This window comes from Mycobacterium sp. NGS67 (assembly GCF_059812185.1).
This window is the reverse complement of the sequence record NZ_JCALCF010000009.1, coordinates 198,977-215,817: the sequence shown is the minus strand read 5'-3', so window position 1 is coordinate 215,817 and position 16,841 is coordinate 198,977. Positions and strand designations below refer to the sequence as shown.

The window sequence follows — 16,841 nt, the reverse complement described above, 5'->3', positions numbered from 1 at the left end:
ACTAGCCATCACGGCGGGGCCCGACCCCGCGATGTGACCATCACCTCGGTCTCACTCGGCTAACCTGAACACCCGGGACGGCCGCCGCTGACCGGGAGGAGACTCGTGGCCGAGAGCTTTGGTCGCTACCAACTGCAGGGTCTGCTGGGTCGCGGTGGCATGGGCCAGGTCTACCGGGCTTACGACACCCAGACCGACCGCGTCGTCGCCATCAAATTGCTGCCGCCGCATCTGGCCGAGGACAAAGAGTTCGAGCACCGCTTCCGCCGGGAGGCGCGCATCGCGGCCAGCCTCAACGATCCGCACGTCGTGCCCATCCACGGCTTCGGTGAGATCGACGGCCGACTGTATGTCGACATGCGTCTGGTCGAGGGCCGGGATTTGGTGAAGTTCATCGCCGAGAACGGCGGCCGACTGACCCCGGCGCAGACGGTGGCGATCGTCGACCAGGTTGCGGCTGCGCTGGACAGTGCCCACCGGGCCGGGCTGGTGCATCGCGACGTCAAACCGTCGAACATCCTGGTTGCCCAAGCCCGCGACTTCGTCTACCTGATCGACTTCGGGCTGGCCCGTGCCACCACCGACACCGTGTTGACCGGGTCCGGCACCACGATGGGCACCCTCGCCTACCTGGCCCCTGAAAGATTCAGTGGCACAACGGATTCCCGTGCCGATGTGTACTCGCTGGGGTGTGTGCTCTACGAGTGCCTGACCGGCGCCCGGCCCTATCCCGGCGAGACGTTCGCAGAGCAGATCTCCGGCCACCTCCACTCCCCGCCGCCACGTCCCACGGCGATCGCACCAGGCATCTCCCCGACCTTCGACGCTGTCGTCGCGCGCGCAATGGCAAAGGACCCGCAAGTCCGGTACCAGACGGTGACCGAACTCGCCGACGCCGCCCGCGCGGCGTTGACCGGTGCCGCTCCAACCCTCCCCCCGCCGCCACCGGCCGAACCGCGTACCGGGCTGCGGAGAGTGGATTCCGAAGGCATCGCCGACCCGCCCACTCCGAGCAGATCGGGAAGCAGCCGCAAAGTGCTGGTTGCGACCGTGGCCGGTTCGGGACTGGCACTGGTCTTGGTGGCCGCCCTCGTCGCGTTCCTCCTCGGCGACGACGACCGCGCCTCGAACACCACGACGTCGTCCAACACGACCACCAGCAACAACGAGTCGCAGAAAAGCGAGGCTCCCGAAGCGACGGCGGCCGCCACGCCGCCATTGCCGGCCGTCGCCGTGCTGCCAGACCGGGGCGCCAACTGTCAGTATTCGCCGACGCCGACGGCGGCCGGCAAACCGGTGCAACCTCCGCGCAGCGGCCGGGTGCCCACCACACCGGCCGAGGTTTCGGCCACCATGGTCACCAGCGAGGGCACCATCGGTCTGCGCCTGGCCAACAACGAGTCCCCCTGCACCGTGAACAGCTTCGTCAGCCTGGCGCAGCAGGGATTCTTCGACAACACCCAGTGTCGTCAGCTGTTCAAGTCGGCGAAAATGGGCGCGTTGCAGTGCGGCGATCCGCAAGGCGACGGGTCCGGCGGACCCGGCTACGAATTCGACGACGAGTACCCGGCTGACCAGTACCCGCGCGGCGACCCCAAGTTGGGACAGCCGGTCGTCTACCCGCGCGGCACCCTGGCGATGGCGACCGACACCAATGGCAGCCAGTTCTATGTGTTCTTCGACGACTCCGAGTTGGCGCCGCAGTCCACGGTGTTCGGCTCTATCGACCAGCAGGGCCTTGCGGCAGTCGACCGGATCGCCAGGGCCGGTGTCGTCGGCGGCGAGGACGACGGGACGCCCGTCACTCCGCTGACCATCACTTCGGTGCGTCTCGACGGGTGAGCGTGCGGATTTCAGTGTGAGCGTGCGGACTTCAGTGTGAACTCAGGGTTTTCATTGTGAGCCCACGGTGGCCGACAAGGTGATTGTGCCGCCGTAGCCTCACCCTCAAAGCCGTAGCCTCACACTCAAAGCCGCAGCCTCACACTCAAAGACCTCAGGAAGCCGACGTCACCCGATACACGTCGTAGACGCCCTCGACGTTGCGCACCACGTTCAGCAGATGGCCCAGATGTTTCGGGTCGCCCATCTCGAAGGTGAACCGGCTGATCGCCACCCGGTCCCCCGACGTGGTCACCGACGCGGACAGGATGTTGACCTTCTCGTCGGCCAGCACGCGCGTCACGTCCGACAGCAACCGGTGCCGGTCGAGAGCTTCGACCTGAATCGCGACCAGGAACACCGACGACGGCGACGGCGCCCACAGCACCTCGATGATGCGCTCGGACTGCTGCTGCAGGGACGCGGCGTTGGTGCAGTCGGTGCGGTGCACGCTGACGCCGCCGCCGCGGGTGACGAACCCCATGATCTGGTCACCCGGCACCGGTGTGCAGCATTTGGCCAGCTTGGACAGCACCCCGGGAGCGCCGGGCACCGACACGCCGACGTCTTCGGTGCTGCGCGGGCGTCGCGGTTGCATGGTCGCCGGGGTGGATCGTTCGGCAACGTCGTCCTCGGCCTGGTCGATACCGCCGAGTTCGGCCAACAGCCGCTGCACGACGTGCCGGGCCGAGACGTGGCCCTCGCCGATCGCGGTGTACATCGCCGAGACGTCGGTGTAGTGCAGCTCCCGGGCCACCGCGGCCATCGACTCGCCATTCACCAAGCGCTGCAGGGGAAGTCCGGCGCGACGCACTTCGCGAGCCATCGCCTCCTTGCCGGATTCCAGCGCTTCTTCACGCCGCTCCTTGGCGAACCACTGGCGGATCTTCGTCTTAGCGCGCGGGGACACCACGAACTGCTGCCAGTCCCGCGACGGACCGGCGTTGAGCGCCTTGGACGTGAACACCTCGACGACTTCGCCGTTGTCCAGCTTGCGTTCCAGCGCCACCAGCCGCCCGTTGACCCGGGCACCGATGCAACGGTGGCCTACCTCGGTGTGCACGGCGTAGGCGAAGTCGACCGGCGTGGAACCAGCCGGCAACGTGAACACGTCACCTTTGGGTGAGAACACGAATATCTCTTGTACTGCAAGGTCGTAACGCAGCGACTCCAGGAACTCGCCCGGGTCGGCCGCCTCCCGCTGCCAGTCGAGCAACTGCCGCATCCACGCCATGTCGTCGATCTCGGCGGCAGCGTGCTGGTGCGGAACCCCGTTGCGGCCCTTGGCTTCCTTGTACCGCCAGTGCGCGGCGATGCCGAATTCGGCGGTGCGGTGCATGTCGTTGGTGCGGATCTGCACCTCCAGCGGCTTGCCTTCCGGCCCGACGACCGTGGTGTGCAGCGACTGGTACACACCGAATCTGGGCTGGGCGATGTAGTCCTTGAACCGTCCGGCCATCGGCTGCCACAGCGAATGCACAACGCCCACAGCGGCATAGCAGTCGCGGATCTCGTCGCACAGGATGCGGATGCCGACCAGGTCGTGGATGTCGTCGAAGTCACGGCCCTTGACGATCATCTTCTGGTAGATCGACCAGTAGTGCTTGGGCCGGCCCTCCACCGTCGCCTTGATCTTCGAGGCGTTCAGCGTGTTGGTGATCTCGGCACGCACCTTGGCCAGGTAGGTGTCGCGCGACGGCGCGCGCCCGGCCACCAGCCGGACGATCTCCTCGTATTTCTTGGGATGCAGGATGGCGAACGAGAGGTCCTCGAGTTCCCACTTGACGCTGGCCATACCCAGCCGATGTGCAAGCGGCGCAATGACTTCCAGTGTCTCGCGGGCCTTGCGGGCCTGCTTCTCCGGCGGCAGGAAGCGCATGGTGCGCATGTTGTGCAGCCGGTCGGCCACCTTGATCACCAGCACCCGCGGGTCGCGGGCCATCGCGGTGATCATCTTGCGGATCGTCTCGCCCTCGGCGGCGCTGCCGAGCACGACGCGGTCCAGCTTGGTCACTCCGTCGACGAGATGGCCCACCTCCTCACCGAAGTCCTCGGACAGGGCGGCCAGCGTGTACCCGGTGTCCTCGACGGTGTCGTGCAGCAGGGCGGCCACCAAAGTGGTGGTGTCCATACCCAATTCGGCCAGGATGTTGGCCACCGCCAGCGGGTGGGTGATGTAGGGATCGCCGGAGTGCCGCAGCTGGGTGGCGTGCCGCCGGTCGGCGACCTCGTAGGCCCGCTGCAGCAGTGACAGGTCCGCTTTGGGATATACCTCCCGGTGCACCGCGACGAGCGGTTCGAGCACGGGGTTGATGGCGCTGCTGCGCGCGGTCATCCGCCGGGCCAGCCGGGCCCGCACCCGGCGGGAGGCGCTGCTGCTGCTCTTGGGCGCCTCGACGGAGGCTATCGGCATCGGCTCGGTGGGCGGGCCCGAGGACGCCGGACCCGGTTCGGCGGGCGGCGCGACAGCTTGCAGCGTGCTGTGTTCATCCGCCACGTGGGTCACCTCCGACCTTGAGGATATCGCGGGATCTCGTCTGTCAGGTGCGACTCAGGCTGTGCACCGGCAGCGGCGCCACCGCCTCGCGACCGCCCAACTCGGTGAGTTCCACCACCACCGCCGCGATCGTCGGGACCGCGCCGCCGCGCTCCAGCAACCTTTGCGCAGCGCCGACGCTGCCGCCGGTGGCCAGGACGTCGTCGATGATTGCAACGCGCAGACCGGCCAACGCAATCCCGTCGGCCGGGATTTCGACGGTGGCGGCGCCGTATTCGCGCTCGTAGTCCTCGCTGAGCACCGGCGGCGGCAGCTTGCCACCCTTGCGGATGGCCAGCACCCCGGTCCGCAACCGGGTGGCCACAGCGGCGGCCAGCAGGAAGCCGCGGGAATCGATGCCCGCCATCAGGTCCGCACCCGCCGAGACCTCGGCGAGCGCGTCGGTGATGGCCGCCATCGCGTCGGCGTCGGCGAACACGGGAGTGAGGTCTTTGAACTGCACCCCGGGCTCGGGAAAATCCGCGACCTTGCGGGTCAGCGCATCGATGACGGCGGCGACGTCCGTCACTGCACCAGCGCCCATCGGTCCATGTTCCAGCCCGCTCCCCACCGGGTGGGGTTCTTGCTCACCGCATACATCTTCTTGGACATCAACAAGGTCCGCTGCTGCCGGTACAGGGGCAACGTCGGCATCTCTCCCCACAGCACCGGCGCGGCTTCGGCGAGTAGCCGGGCCCGCTCGGTCGGATCGGCGGAAACCGCGAGCGCGCCGATGATCCCGTCGATTTGCGGGTTCGCATACCCCGACAGGTTGTTGCCGTTGCCGCTGTGCAACGTGTAGGCGTCCATCGCCGACGACCCGGTGGATCCGCTGCCCGCCGCACCGCCCGTGCTCGCCAGCAACACGTCGATCTTCCCGTCCCGCAGCGCCTGGGGTCCCGGGGTATCGAGGGTCACATTGGTGACGGTGATCCCGGCGGCCTGGCACGATGCCGCGATCGACCCGACAATGGCCGCCAGTCGGGCGTTGGGTCCGCGGTAGCCGATCCGCACGGTCAGCGGGACGCCGCGCAGCGCGTCGCGGGCGGCGTTGGGATCGGCCTTGTCGAACGGGCGCGCCTCGTTGACACCGTCGGTGGCAGCCAGCGCATCCTCGGTCGCCGGGGACAGGCGAGAGTTGGCGATCGGCACGCCGCCGTCGCGGGCGATCCCGTCCCGGGGTGTGCAGAATGCGAACGCGCGGCGCAACGGAACCTGGGCGAGCGGCCCCTGTGGCGCGAAGATGAGCTGCTCGATCCCGGCCGACGGGAAATCGGAGCGCTGGTAGTCGTCCGGAGTGGCCAGCGCGCCGGACGATCCGGCCGCCACGTCGACCACGTCCACCCGGCGGTGGTTCACCCGGTCCTGGATGTCGCTGCCCTGCGGTCGCACGGTGATCCGCTTGGTGATCGCCTTGGCGCCCCACCATCGGTCGTTGGACGCCAGCACCACGGCGCCGCCGTCCAGCACCGACTCGATCTTGTACGGTCCCGACGACGGAAAACGCTTGAGGTCGACCCCGGGTTTCAGGTCCCACGTCGTATTCCACAGTCGCGCAACCTGTTCCACCACCGACACCTTGTTGGTGAGCAGGGCGGTGGTGACGTCGGCGCCCAGGGTGTCGGAGATGACATGCGACGGCATCATCGAGGTGGCGGTGAACAGCTGGGTGTAGTCGGCAACGCCACGGTCGGGGATGAACGACACCCGGGCCTTCTTCTGGCCGGGGGTGCATTCGATGTTGGCGATGTCGACGTACCCGGCCTGGGTGGCCGCGTCGAAACCACCGAACCGCCCGGACTGCGCGGCCCAGGCCAGCACCAGATCGTCGCAGGTCACCGGTTTGCCGTCGGAGTAGACGGCGTTGTCGGCGATCTGGTAGTCAAGCACCAGGGGCGCACCGCCGACCACCGAGATGGTGCCGAAGTCGTGGTCGGCGACCACCTGCCCGTCGGGCCCGTGGTAGCCGAACCCGGTCAGGGTGCGGGCGAAGGCCTGGGCGCCGGCCGAGGCGGCACCGATGGTGGTGTTGGTGTTGTAGCTCGACAACGGGCCGTCGACCACGTAGTCGATCTGCCCCGCCGCGCTACCGGAACAACCGGTAAGGCCCGATGCTGCCAGCAGTGCCACAACACCGTTGGCCACCAAGGCTTTTCGCCAACGAAACCGGGTGGCCATGCGGCTACCGCTTGCCGACGTTTCGCTTGCCGGTGGGACGCCGGGTGCCGGTCGGACGCACCGGACGCGCGCCCGGAGCCGGTTTGTTGGTGGCTGCGGGCTTGCTGGGGGTCACGGTCTCGGTGACCGCCTCCGTCGCGTCCTCGCCGCCGTCGGCCCGCTCCTCGGCGACCTCCTCGGAGACGGTCTTCTCGTCGCCGGTCTTTTCCGCGGTTGCCTTCGTCCCGGTCGTTCCCGAGCCGCGCCGTCGCAGCACCCGCCGGGTGTGCGAGCGCACCAACTCGGTGCGTTCGCGCATCGTGACCAGCAACGGAGTTGCGAAGAAGATCGACGAGTAGGTGCCGACGATGATGCCGATCAGCTGCACCAGCGCCAGGTCTTTCAGCGTGCCCACTCCCAGCAGCCACACCGCCACCACCATCAGCGCCACGACCGGCAGCACCGAAATCAGGCTGGTGTTGATTGAGCGCATGAAGGTCTGGTTGACCGCCAGGTTGGCGTGCTCGGCGAAGGTGCGCCGGGTGGTGTGCTGGAATCCCTGCGTGTTCTCCTCGACCTTGTCGAAGACGATCACGGTGTCATAGATCGAGAAGCCGAGGATGGTCAGCAACCCGATCACGGTGGCCGGGGTGACCTCGAAGCCCACCAGGGCATACACGCCCGCGGTGACCGTGATGTCGAAGACCATGGCCGCCAGGGCGGACAACGTCATGTACCGCTCGTATCGCACGGTGATGTAGAGGCCGACCAGCACCAGGAACACCACCAGTGCGATCACCGCTTTCTTGGTGATCTGACCGCCCCACGTCGAGGAGACCGCCGCGTCGCTGATGGCGTCCTTACTGGGCGGTTTGCCTTCGGCCCCGATCGGCTGGAACGCGTCGAACAGGGCGTCGCGTAGCTTCGCGGTCTGTTCGTTGGTCAGATGTTCCGAGCGGATCTGCACCGTGGCCGACGAACCCTTGCCGACGCTGACCACCGACTCCGGGTCCTCGCCGATCACCTTCTTGTACACGTCCTGCACCTGCGCGACCTGCGCAGTGCCGGTGGCCCCGTGCGCGGGCAGCGACACCGTGGTGCCGCCCTTGAAATCGATGCCGAAGGTGAACCCGCGGATCAGGATGGCCAGGACGGCGATCGCCATGATCGCGCCGCTCACCCCGTACCAGAGCCGACGGCGCCCCACCACCTCGAAGGCACCGGTTCCGGTGTACAGCCGGGACAGGAAGCCGTGGTGCGGAGCGTCGGTCTTGATGTCGTCGCGGGGGGTTGCGGTGACCTCGGTGGTCTTGGCGTCGGTGGTCTTGGCGTCGGCGTCCTTGGCGTCGGCCGGCTTGGCGGCGGTCGGCTTCTTCTTGATGTCGACACCGGTCTTGGGCTTGGCGGCCATCGGTTATCCCCGTCCCGTCTTGGTGGCGCTCGAGCGGGCTCCGGCGGAAGCGGTCCGGCGTTCGCGCGCGACCTGCTGAACAGCACCCAGCCCGTTGTAAGCCGGCTTGGCCAGCCTCGCGGATTTGGACGAGAGATATACCAGCGGCCAGGTGACCAGGAACACCACCACGATGTCGAGGATCGTCGTGAGCCCCAACGTGAACGCGAAACCCTTCACCTGGCCGATCGCCAGCGCGTACAACACAGCGGCGGCCAGGAAGGTGACCGCGTTGCCCGACACGATCGTCTTGCGGGCCCGCGCCCAACCACGCGGAACCGCCGAACGGTACGAACGACCTTCGCGGATCTCGTCTTTGATGCGTTCGAAGAACACCACGAACGAGTCGGCGGTAGTGCCGATACCGATGACCAGACCGGCTATGCCGGCCAGATCCAGGGTGTAGTTGATATATCGGCCCAGCAGCACCAGGATCGCGAAAACCATTGCACCGGAAGCGATCAACGACAAGGCCGTCAGCAATCCCAGCACCCGGTAGTACAGCAGCGAGTACAGCAGCACCAGCAGCAGGCCGATCGCGCCGGCTATCAGGCCGGCCCGCAGCGACGACAGCCCCAACGTCGCCGAAACCGTCTGCGCCTCCGAGGATTCGAAGGACAGCGGCAACGAACCGTACTTCAGGACGTTGGCGAGCTGTTTTGCCGTCGCCGCGCTGAACGGCGGCTCACCGCCACTGATCTGGGTCCGCCCACCGGGAATGGCCTCCCTGATCATGGGCGCGCTGACGACCTGGGAGTCCAGGGTGAACGCCGTCTGGGTACCGGTGTGGGCGGCGGTGTAGTCGGCCCACACGTTCGCCGCGGGACCCTTGAACTGCAGATCGACGACCCAGCCCAGACTGCGCTGGTCCTGGCCCGAGGTGGCGTCCTGGATCTGGTCGCCGCTGATGATCGACGGCGCCAACAGGTATGCGGTCTTGTGGTCGGTCGAGCAGGTGATCAGCGGCAGATTCGGGTCGTCGTTGCCGGCCAGGATGTCTTCTTTGTCGCAGCGCAGCGCCTGGAACTGCAGGGCGAGCTCCTGGAAGTACGGGCTGGTGTTCTGCCGCCACTTCTTTTCCTGCGCGATGCGGTCGGCGAGCGCCTTGCGCGGATCCGGCGGCGCGGGCGCCTCGGGGGGCGGCGCCTCCGATGTCGGGCTGGGTGCCGGTGCCGGGCTGGGTGCCGGATCCTGCGGGTACGGCCGAGGCTGACCCCGCGGCGGCGCCGGAGCCGGCGCGCCGGATTGCGGCGCACCCGTTTCGGGGGCAGGCGCCCCGGGGGCACCAGGCGCGGGAGCAGGTGCACCGGGCGCACCGGGTGCCGGCTGTTCGACGGGCCGGGGTTCTTCGGGCGGCGGCTTCTGGGCGGGCAACGAACTCGTGACCGGCCGGATGTAGAGCCGGGCGGTCTGGCCCAGGTTGCGGGCCTCGTTGCCGTCGTTGCCCGGCACCGTGATGACCAGGTTGTCGCCGTCGACGACCACCTCGGAGCCGGACACCCCCAGCCCGTTGACGCGCGAGCTGATGATCTGTTGGGCCTGCGCCAGCGCATCCGGACTGGGACGCTTGCCGTCCGGGGTGCGCGCGGTCAACGTCACCCGGGTGCCACCCTGCAGGTCGATGCCCAGTTTCGGCGCCGCCTTCTTGTCCCCGGTGAGAAATACCAACAGGTAGACGCCGACGAGCATGAGCAGGAACACCGACAGGTAGCGGGCAGGATGCACCGGCGCCGAAGACGATGCCACGTTCCTTGAATCTCCTTGAAAATCGGTACCGGACCCGTGAGAGCCTCCGAAGAGACTACGTGGCCTTCGGTCAGGAATCCTTGGCGACGTGCGTCTGGTCCTCGGCCTCTGCTTCCACAGCGACGGCCGAGTCCTCGTCGAAGTCGTCTTCCGGCAGGATCTTGTCGCGGATCGCCAGCTTCATCCAGGTGGTCACCACGCCGGGTGCGATCTCGAGGTCGACGGTGTCGTCGGTGATATCGACCACGTTGGCCTCCAGACCGGACGTGGTGTGCACCCGGTCACCGGGCTGCAACGACTCGTGCAGGTCGATGGTTGCCTGCATCGCCTTGCGCTGGCGGCGCGAGGCGAAGAACATGAACCCGCCCATGATGAGCAGGAACGGCAAGAACAGAACAAAACTATCCATCAACACGCCTGTCTTTCGTATCGGGAGTGCTCGAAATTCCCGCGGAATCCGGGGACGGTGCCGGTAGGACCCGGCACTCGATCACGTCGTCAACGGTCCAGTCTGCCATTCCCGCAGGTCGCAAACCGACCCCACCACGTGTGGCGGCCTCGGGAGCAGCCGAAACTCCGCAAATCCGGGCTGGCGGTTAGGCTTTTATCCGCGACGTGACCGGCGCGCCGCGGAAGGAGGGGTCCGTGGCCAGCCTCGAGCAAAGCCGTCATCTGGTCACCGAAATCCCGGGTCCCGCATCGTTGGAACTCAACAAGCGCCGGACCGCTGCGGTGTCGCACAGCGTCGCGGTCTCCCTGCCCGTGTTCGTCGCGCGCGCCGGTGGCGGCATCGTCGAGGACGTCGACGGCAACCGGCTCATCGACCTGGGTTCGGGCATCGCGGTGACCACGATCGGCAACTCGTCGCCGCGGGTCGTCGAGGCGGTGCGCGGTCAGGTCGAGGAGTTCACCCACACCTGTTTCATGGTGACCCCGTACGAGGGCTACGTCTCCGTCGCCGAGGAGCTCAACCGGATCACTCCGGGCGCCGGCGAGAAACGCTCGGTGCTGTTCAATTCCGGCGCCGAGGCCGTCGAGAACGCGATCAAGGTCGCGCGGTCGCACACCCGCAAGCCGGCGGTGGTCGCGTTCGACCACGCCTACCACGGTCGCACCAACATGGCGATGGCGCTCACCGCCAAATCGATGCCGTACAAGAGCGGTTTCGGTCCGTTCGCGCCGGAGATCTACCGGGCGCCGATCTCCTATCCTTATCGGGACGGGCTGCTGGACAAGGAACTCGCCACCGACGGCGAGAAGGCGGCCGCCCGCGCCATCAACATCATCGAGAAGCAGGTCGGGGCCAAGAACCTGGCCGCGGTCATCATCGAACCCATCCAGGGCGAAGGCGGGTTCATCGTCCCGGCCGAAGGGTTCCTGCCCGCGCTCGTGCGGTGGTGCCGGGAGAACGATGTGGTGTTCATCGCCGACGAGGTGCAGACCGGTTTCGCCCGCACCGGAGCGATGTTCGCTTGCGAGCACGAGAACATCGAGCCCGACGTGATCGTCACCGCGAAGGGCATCGCCGACGGGCTGCCGCTTTCGGCGATCACCGGCCGCGCCGAGATCATGGACGCCGCGCATCCTGGCGGCCTGGGCGGCACGTTCGGTGGCAATCCGGTCGCGTGTGCGGCAGCGCTGGCCACCATCGCCACCATCGAATCCGACGGGCTGATCGAGCGGGCCCAACAGATCGAACGCGTGATCACCGAACCGCTGCTGCGGTTGCAGGCCGGGGACGACCGGATCGGCGACGTGCGGGGTCGGGGCGCCATGATCGCTATCGAGCTGGTGAAGTCCGGCACCGCCGATCCCGACCCGGAGCTGACCTCCCAACTGGCCACCGCCGCGCATGCGGCCGGGGTCATCGTGTTGACCTGCGGCATGTGGGGCAACATCATCCGGCTGCTGCCGCCGTTGACCATCAGCGACGAGCTGCTGACCGAGGGCGTCGACATCCTGGGTGGACTGCTGGCCGATCTGTGAGGTCAGGCAGCGCCGAACACCACGACGGCGTTGTTCCCGCCGAGACCGAACGATTGCGACACGGCGTAGCGGTATTGTCCGCGGCGCGGCTCCCCGGCGACGACGTCGAGGTCGATTTCGGGGTCGAGCTCGGCGAGATTCAGTGTGGGCGGGACGATTCCGTCGCGAAGGGCCTGCACGGTCAGCACCGATTCGATCGCGCCGCAGGCCCCCATCGAGTTGCCCAGCGCGGCTTTCGGCGCGTACACCGCCGGCGTGTGGGTGCCCAGTGCCCGCCGGATGGCGCGCGCCTCGGCCAGGTCTCCGAACGTAGTGCCGGTCGCGTGCGCGTTGACGTGGTCGATGTCGGCCGGTGTCAGGCCGGCCAGATGCACGGCCCGCGCGATGGCGTCGCCGGCACGCTCACCGGTCGGGTCGGGTTCGACCATGTCGTATCCATCCGAGGTGACGGCGGCTCCCAGTAGCCGGGCCAGGATCGGCGCGCCGCGCGCTCTGGCATGCTGCTCGGTCTCGAGGAGAAGCAGCGCGCCGCCTTCGCCGAACACCATGCCGTTGCGGCTCTTGTCGAACGGGCGGCAGGCCGCGGGCGGGTCGTCGTTGTGCGCGGAAAGCATCTCGAGCTGACAGAACGTGGCGACGGGCACCGCCTCGATGCCGGTCTCGACGCCGCCGCAGACCGCGACATCTGCCTCGCCGAGCACTATGTGCTGCCAAGCGTGAGCAATGGCCGCGGTACCGGATGCGTCGGCCACGATCGGCGTCAGGACCCCGGCCTTCGCCTTCAGGTCGAGTCCGACCACGGCGGCGGGTGCATTGGGCATGTGCTTCTGCACCGACAGGGGCGACACCGCCCGCAGGCCCTTCACCTTCCAGATCTCGTGCCAGTACGGGATGTCCTCGGTGCTGCCGAAACCCAGGCCCACCGACACCATCAGACGGTTGGTGTCGACGTCGGGTGCGCCAGCCTGCTGCCACAGCCGTCGGCTCAGCACCGCGGCCATCTTCTGCATGAACGCGAACCGGCGCAGCTCCACCCGCTCCAGATGCTCGTCGAAATCCTCGCGGAGCGTGCCGCCGATGCGCACCGGCGAGTCGAACTCCGCTACGAACGGCTTGTCGAGCTCGCGAATCCCGCTGCCGCCCTCGAGGAGTTGTTGCCAAGTCTCCTCAGCGTCAGGCGCCAGCGCCGTCGTCGACACCAACCCGGTGACGACGACGTCGGGGAAACCCTCTCCAGTCCTCATCGCGTGCGCCTACCCGCCATGGTCTGTCTGATCAGCCACATCGATGCCACGTCCCTCCAAAACCCAGCAACTCGGCCGAAGTGTCTGCAAGGCATTATCACCGCTCGCGCGACGGGCCAATCATGAGGTCCAATTCCCGCCCGGCGCGTGCCCAAACCTGCGCAAGCGTCAAATTTGCCGCTCCGGCCGCCGGGCGTTCTGCGAGAGGGGTTCGTGCGGGCGGGTCGGCGTCCAGCAACAGCGAAGCCACAGCAGCGGCGTTTGAGGAATAATGTTAGTTTTGCTAACGTTCTTCTGGTCAGCGCAATGTCGCGCCATAGTTTTCAAATACTTTCGTTCTTTCGAGGATTGCCATGTCGATCAGCAGTGAAGAGCGGCTCGAGCGCCGCACCCAGGACCTAGTCGCCAACGACCCGCAATTCGACGCCGCCCAGCCGGACCCGGTCGTCGCCGAAGCCCTTCAACAGCCGCAGTTGCGGCTCCCGCAGATTCTGCAGACCGTCCTGGACGGGTACGCCGACCGTCCCGCCGTCGGCCAACGCGCGGCGGAGTTCGTCGTCAATCCCGCCAGCGGCCGCACCGAGCTGAACCTGCTGCCCCGGTTCGACACGATCACCTATCGCGAGCTGGGTGACCGGATCGCCGCATTCGGACGCGCCCTGACCGCCGACGGCCTGCAGACCGGCGACCGGGTGTGCGTGCTGGGCTTTACCAGCGTCGATTACACGACCATCGACATGGCGCTGGGCAGCATCGGCGCCGTGTCGGTTCCGCTGCAGACCAGCGCATCCATCGCTCAACTGCAGCCGATCGTCGTCGAAACCGAGCCGCGCCTGGTCGCCGCCAGCGTCCACCAGCTCACCGAGGCGGTCGAGCTGATCCGCGCCGGCTTCACCCCGGCCAAGCTGGTGGTGTTCGACTACCACCCCGAGGTCGACGACCAGCGCGAAGCCGTGGCGTCCGCACGCGCCGAACTGGCTAATGCCGGTGTGGCGGTCGAGACATTGGCCGAATCGATCGAGCGCGGCGCCGCGCTGCCGGCCCGTCCGGTGGCGGATGTGGCCGAGGACGCGCTGGCGCTGCTGATCTACACCTCCGGTAGCACCGGCGCACCCAAGGGCGCGATGTACCCCCAGCGCAACGTGGGCAAGATGTTCCGCCGGTCGGCCAAGAACTGGTTCGGCCCGACCGCGGCCTCGATCACCCTCAACTTCATGCCGATGAGCCACGTCATGGGCCGCGGCATCCTCTACGGCACGCTCGGCAACGGCGGCACCGCCTACTTCGCCGCCAGGAGTGACCTGTCCACATTGTTGGAGGACCTCGCCCTGGTCCGGCCCACCGAACTGAACTTCGTGCCGCGCATCTGGGAGACGCTCTACGCCGAGTTCCAGCGCGAGGTCGACCGCGGCGCCAGCCCGGACGAGATGCTGACCGAGCTGCGGCAGAACCTGCTGGGCGGCCGCTTCATCTTCGCGATGACGGGCTCCGCGCCCACCTCCCCCGAGCTCAAAGCCTGGGTCGAGTCCCTGCTGGAGATGCACCTGCTGGACGGCTACGGCTCCACCGAAGCGGGCATGGTCCTGTTCGACGGCGAGGTGCAACGCCCGCCGGTGATCGACTACAAGCTGGCCGACGTCCCCGACCTGGGCTACTTCGCCACCGACCGGCCCTATCCGCGCGGTGAGTTGCTGCTCAAGACCGAGAACATGTTCCCCGGCTACTACCGGCGCCCCGAGATCACCGCCGACGTGTTCGACGAAGACGGCTACTACCGCACCGGCGACGTCGTCGCCGAGGTGGGACCCAACCGGGTCGTCTACGTCGACCGCCGCAACAACGTGCTGAAGCTGGCCCAGGGCGAGTTCGTCACCGTCGCCAAGCTGGAAGCGGTGTTCGGCAACAGCCCGCTGGTACGCCAGATCTACGTCTACGGCAACAGCGCGCACCCGTATCTGCTGGCCGTGGTCGTCCCCACCGAGGAGGCCCTGTCACGAATCGACGACTTGAAGCCCGCGATCGCCGACTCGCTGCAGACCGTCGCCAGAGACGCCGGCCTGCAGTCCTACGAGGTGCCACGCGACTTCATCGTCGAAACCACGCCGTTCACGCTGGAAAACGGGCTGCTGACCGGGATCCGCAAGCTGGCGTGGCCGAAACTCAAGCAGCACTACGGCGACCGGCTGGAACAGCTGTACGCCGACCTGGCCGCGGGCCAGGCCAACGAACTGAGCGAACTGCGTCGCAGCGGTGCCGACGCTCCGGTGCTGCAGACGGTCACCCGCGCTGCGGCCGCCATGCTGGGCACCGCCAGTTCCGAGTTGTCCCCGGAGGCGCACTTCACAGATCTGGGCGGAGACTCGTTGTCGGCGTTGACATTCGGCAACCTGCTGAACGAGATCTTCGATGTCGACGTGCCGGTCGGCGTGATCGTCAGCCCGGCCAATGACCTGCAGGCCATCGCGGCTTACATCGAGGCCGAGCGGGCCGGATCCAAGCGCCCGTCGTTCGCCTCAGTGCACGGCCGGCACGCCACCGAGGTACGCGCCGGCGACCTGACCCTGGACAAGTTCATCGACGAGGCCACCTTGGCCGCCGCGCCGAACCTGCCGGGCCCCGCCACCGAGGTGCGCACGGTGCTGTTGACGGGCGCCACCGGATTCCTGGGCCGCTACCTGGCGCTGGACTGGCTGGAGCGGATGGACCTGGTCGACGGCAAGGTGATCGCGCTGGTTCGGGCAAAGTCGGACGCCGACGCCCGGGCGCGCCTGGACCGCACGTTCGACAGCGGTGACCCGAAGCTGCTGGCGCACTACCAGCGGCTGGCGGCCGATCACCTCGAGGTCATCGCGGGCGACAAGGGCGAGGCCAATCTGGGCCTGGACACTGCGACCTGGCAGCGGCTGGCCGACACCGTCGACCTGATCGTCGACCCTGCCGCGCTGGTCAACCACGTGCTGCCGTACAGCGAGTTGTTCGGGCCGAACGCCCTGGGCACCGCCGAGCTGATCCGGATCGCCTTGACCAGCAGGCAGAAGCCATACGCCTACGTGTCGACGATCGGTGTCGGTGACCAGATCACGCCGGGCACGTTCGTCGAGGATGCCGACGTGCGCGTGATGAGCGCGACCCGCCAGATCAACGACGGTTACGCCAACGGCTACGGCAACAGCAAATGGGCCGGTGAGGTATTGCTGCGCGAGGCGCATGACCTGTGCGGGCTGCCGGTGACGGTTTTCCGCTGCGACATGATCCTGGCCGACACCACGTACGCCGGTCAGCTGAACCTGCCGGACATGTTCACCCGGACCATGCTCAGCGTGGTCGCCTCCGGCATCGCGCCGAAGTCCTTCTACGAGTTGGACGCCCAGGGCAACCGGCAGCGCGCCCACTACGACGGCCTGCCGGTGGAGTTCATCGCCGATGCGATCTCGACGCTCGGGCCGCACGCTGGGGACGGGTTCCGGACCTACCACGTGATGAATCCGTACGACGACGGCATCGGGCTCGACGAGTACATCGACTGGCTGGTGGACGCCGGGTACCCGATCGAGCGGATCGGCGACTACCACCAGTGGTTGCGGCGATTCGAAATGTCGCTGCGGGCTCTGCCCGAACGGCAGCGCCAGTACTCGCTGCTGCCGTTGCTGCACAACTACCAGCAGCCGGACCAGCCGATCAACGGGTCGATGGCCCCGACCGACCGGTTCCGTGCCGCGGTCCAGGACGCCAAGATCGGGCCGGACAAGGACATTCCGCACGTCACGCCCGCGATCATCGAGAAGTACATCAGCGACCTTGAGCTGCTCGGCCTGGTTTGAGCGCCGACGGACAGGGCACT

10 protein-coding genes are annotated in these 16,841 nt (G+C 67.5%); 3 read left to right on the top strand and 7 right to left on the bottom strand.

Annotated features, from left to right (window positions below; translation table 11 throughout):
* Window positions 1–105: 105 nt before the first annotated feature.
* Complete coding sequence (locus AC5Y4D_RS11435) at window positions 106–1,842, top strand: protein kinase domain-containing protein (protein WP_499946752.1); 1,737 nt, start codon at window positions 106–108, stop codon at window positions 1,840–1,842.
* A gap of 154 nt (window positions 1,843–1,996) precedes the next feature.
* Here AC5Y4D_RS11435 and AC5Y4D_RS11430 read toward each other — a convergent pair whose 3' ends face one another.
* From AC5Y4D_RS11430 to yajC, 6 genes are all read right to left on the bottom strand, one after another.
* A complete protein-coding gene (locus tag AC5Y4D_RS11430) occupies window positions 1,997–4,378 on the bottom strand; it encodes a RelA/SpoT family protein (protein ID WP_499946751.1) in 2,382 nt (793 codons plus the stop codon).
* A gap of 43 nt (window positions 4,379–4,421) precedes the next feature.
* Window positions 4,422–4,961 carry an adenine phosphoribosyltransferase gene (locus tag AC5Y4D_RS11425; protein WP_499946750.1) on the bottom strand — a complete coding sequence of 180 codons (540 nt, stop codon included), beginning with the start codon at window positions 4,959–4,961 and terminating at the stop codon, window positions 4,422–4,424.
* The gene (locus AC5Y4D_RS11420) at window positions 4,943–6,595 is read right to left on the bottom strand and encodes an ABC transporter substrate-binding protein (protein WP_499946749.1); all 1,653 of its coding nucleotides are present in this window, start codon (window positions 6,593–6,595) and stop codon (window positions 4,943–4,945) included. The genes AC5Y4D_RS11425 and AC5Y4D_RS11420 overlap by 19 nt, the downstream gene beginning before the upstream one ends.
* Before the next feature lie 4 nt (window positions 6,596–6,599).
* Window positions 6,600–7,985 (bottom strand): protein translocase subunit SecF, encoded by a 1,386-nt coding sequence (secF, locus tag AC5Y4D_RS11415; RefSeq protein WP_499992881.1) that lies wholly within the window; start codon window positions 7,983–7,985, stop codon window positions 6,600–6,602.
* Between the two features lie 3 nt (window positions 7,986–7,988).
* Window positions 7,989–9,770, bottom strand: a complete 1,782-nt coding sequence (gene secD / locus AC5Y4D_RS11410) for a protein translocase subunit SecD (RefSeq protein WP_499946747.1) — start codon at window positions 9,768–9,770, stop codon at window positions 7,989–7,991.
* Between the two features lie 70 nt (window positions 9,771–9,840).
* Complete coding sequence (gene yajC, locus AC5Y4D_RS11405; RefSeq protein WP_499946746.1) at window positions 9,841–10,179, bottom strand: preprotein translocase subunit YajC; 339 nt, start codon at window positions 10,177–10,179, stop codon at window positions 9,841–9,843.
* Between the two features lie 236 nt (window positions 10,180–10,415).
* Here yajC and gabT point away from each other — a divergent pair, with 236 nt between their 5' ends.
* Window positions 10,416–11,756, top strand: a complete 1,341-nt coding sequence (gene gabT, locus AC5Y4D_RS11400; RefSeq protein WP_499946745.1) for a 4-aminobutyrate--2-oxoglutarate transaminase — start codon at window positions 10,416–10,418, stop codon at window positions 11,754–11,756.
* A 2-nt stretch (window positions 11,757–11,758) separates the two neighbouring features.
* Here the strand turns inward: gabT and AC5Y4D_RS11395 are convergent, their stop codons facing one another.
* Window positions 11,759–13,000: a KasA/KasB family beta-ketoacyl-ACP synthase gene (locus AC5Y4D_RS11395; protein WP_499946744.1), complete on the bottom strand. Its 1,242-nt coding sequence runs from the start codon at window positions 12,998–13,000 to the stop codon at window positions 11,759–11,761.
* A 353-nt stretch (window positions 13,001–13,353) separates the two neighbouring features.
* Between AC5Y4D_RS11395 and car the strand changes: the two genes are divergently transcribed.
* Window positions 13,354–16,821, top strand: a complete 3,468-nt coding sequence (gene car / locus AC5Y4D_RS11390) for a carboxylic acid reductase (RefSeq protein WP_499992875.1) — start codon at window positions 13,354–13,356, stop codon at window positions 16,819–16,821.
* The last annotated feature ends 20 nt before the right edge of the window (window positions 16,822–16,841 follow it).

Coding starts and splice junctions, on each gene's coding strand:
- AC5Y4D_RS11425 (WP_499946750.1), bottom strand. CDS start 4,961: ATGGGCGCTGGTGCAGTGACGGACGTCGCCGCCGTCATCGATGCGCTG.
- AC5Y4D_RS11395 (WP_499946744.1), bottom strand. CDS start 13,000: ATGAGGACTGGAGAGGGTTTCCCCGACGTCGTCGTCACCGGGTTGGTG.
- secF (WP_499992881.1), bottom strand. CDS start 7,985: ATGGCCGCCAAGCCCAAGACCGGTGTCGACATCAAGAAGAAGCCGACC.
- car (WP_499992875.1), top strand. CDS start 13,354: ATGTCGATCAGCAGTGAAGAGCGGCTCGAGCGCCGCACCCAGGACCTA.
- yajC (WP_499946746.1), bottom strand. CDS start 10,179: ATGGATAGTTTTGTTCTGTTCTTGCCGTTCCTGCTCATCATGGGCGGG.
- AC5Y4D_RS11420 (WP_499946749.1), bottom strand. CDS start 6,595: ATGGCCACCCGGTTTCGTTGGCGAAAAGCCTTGGTGGCCAACGGTGTT.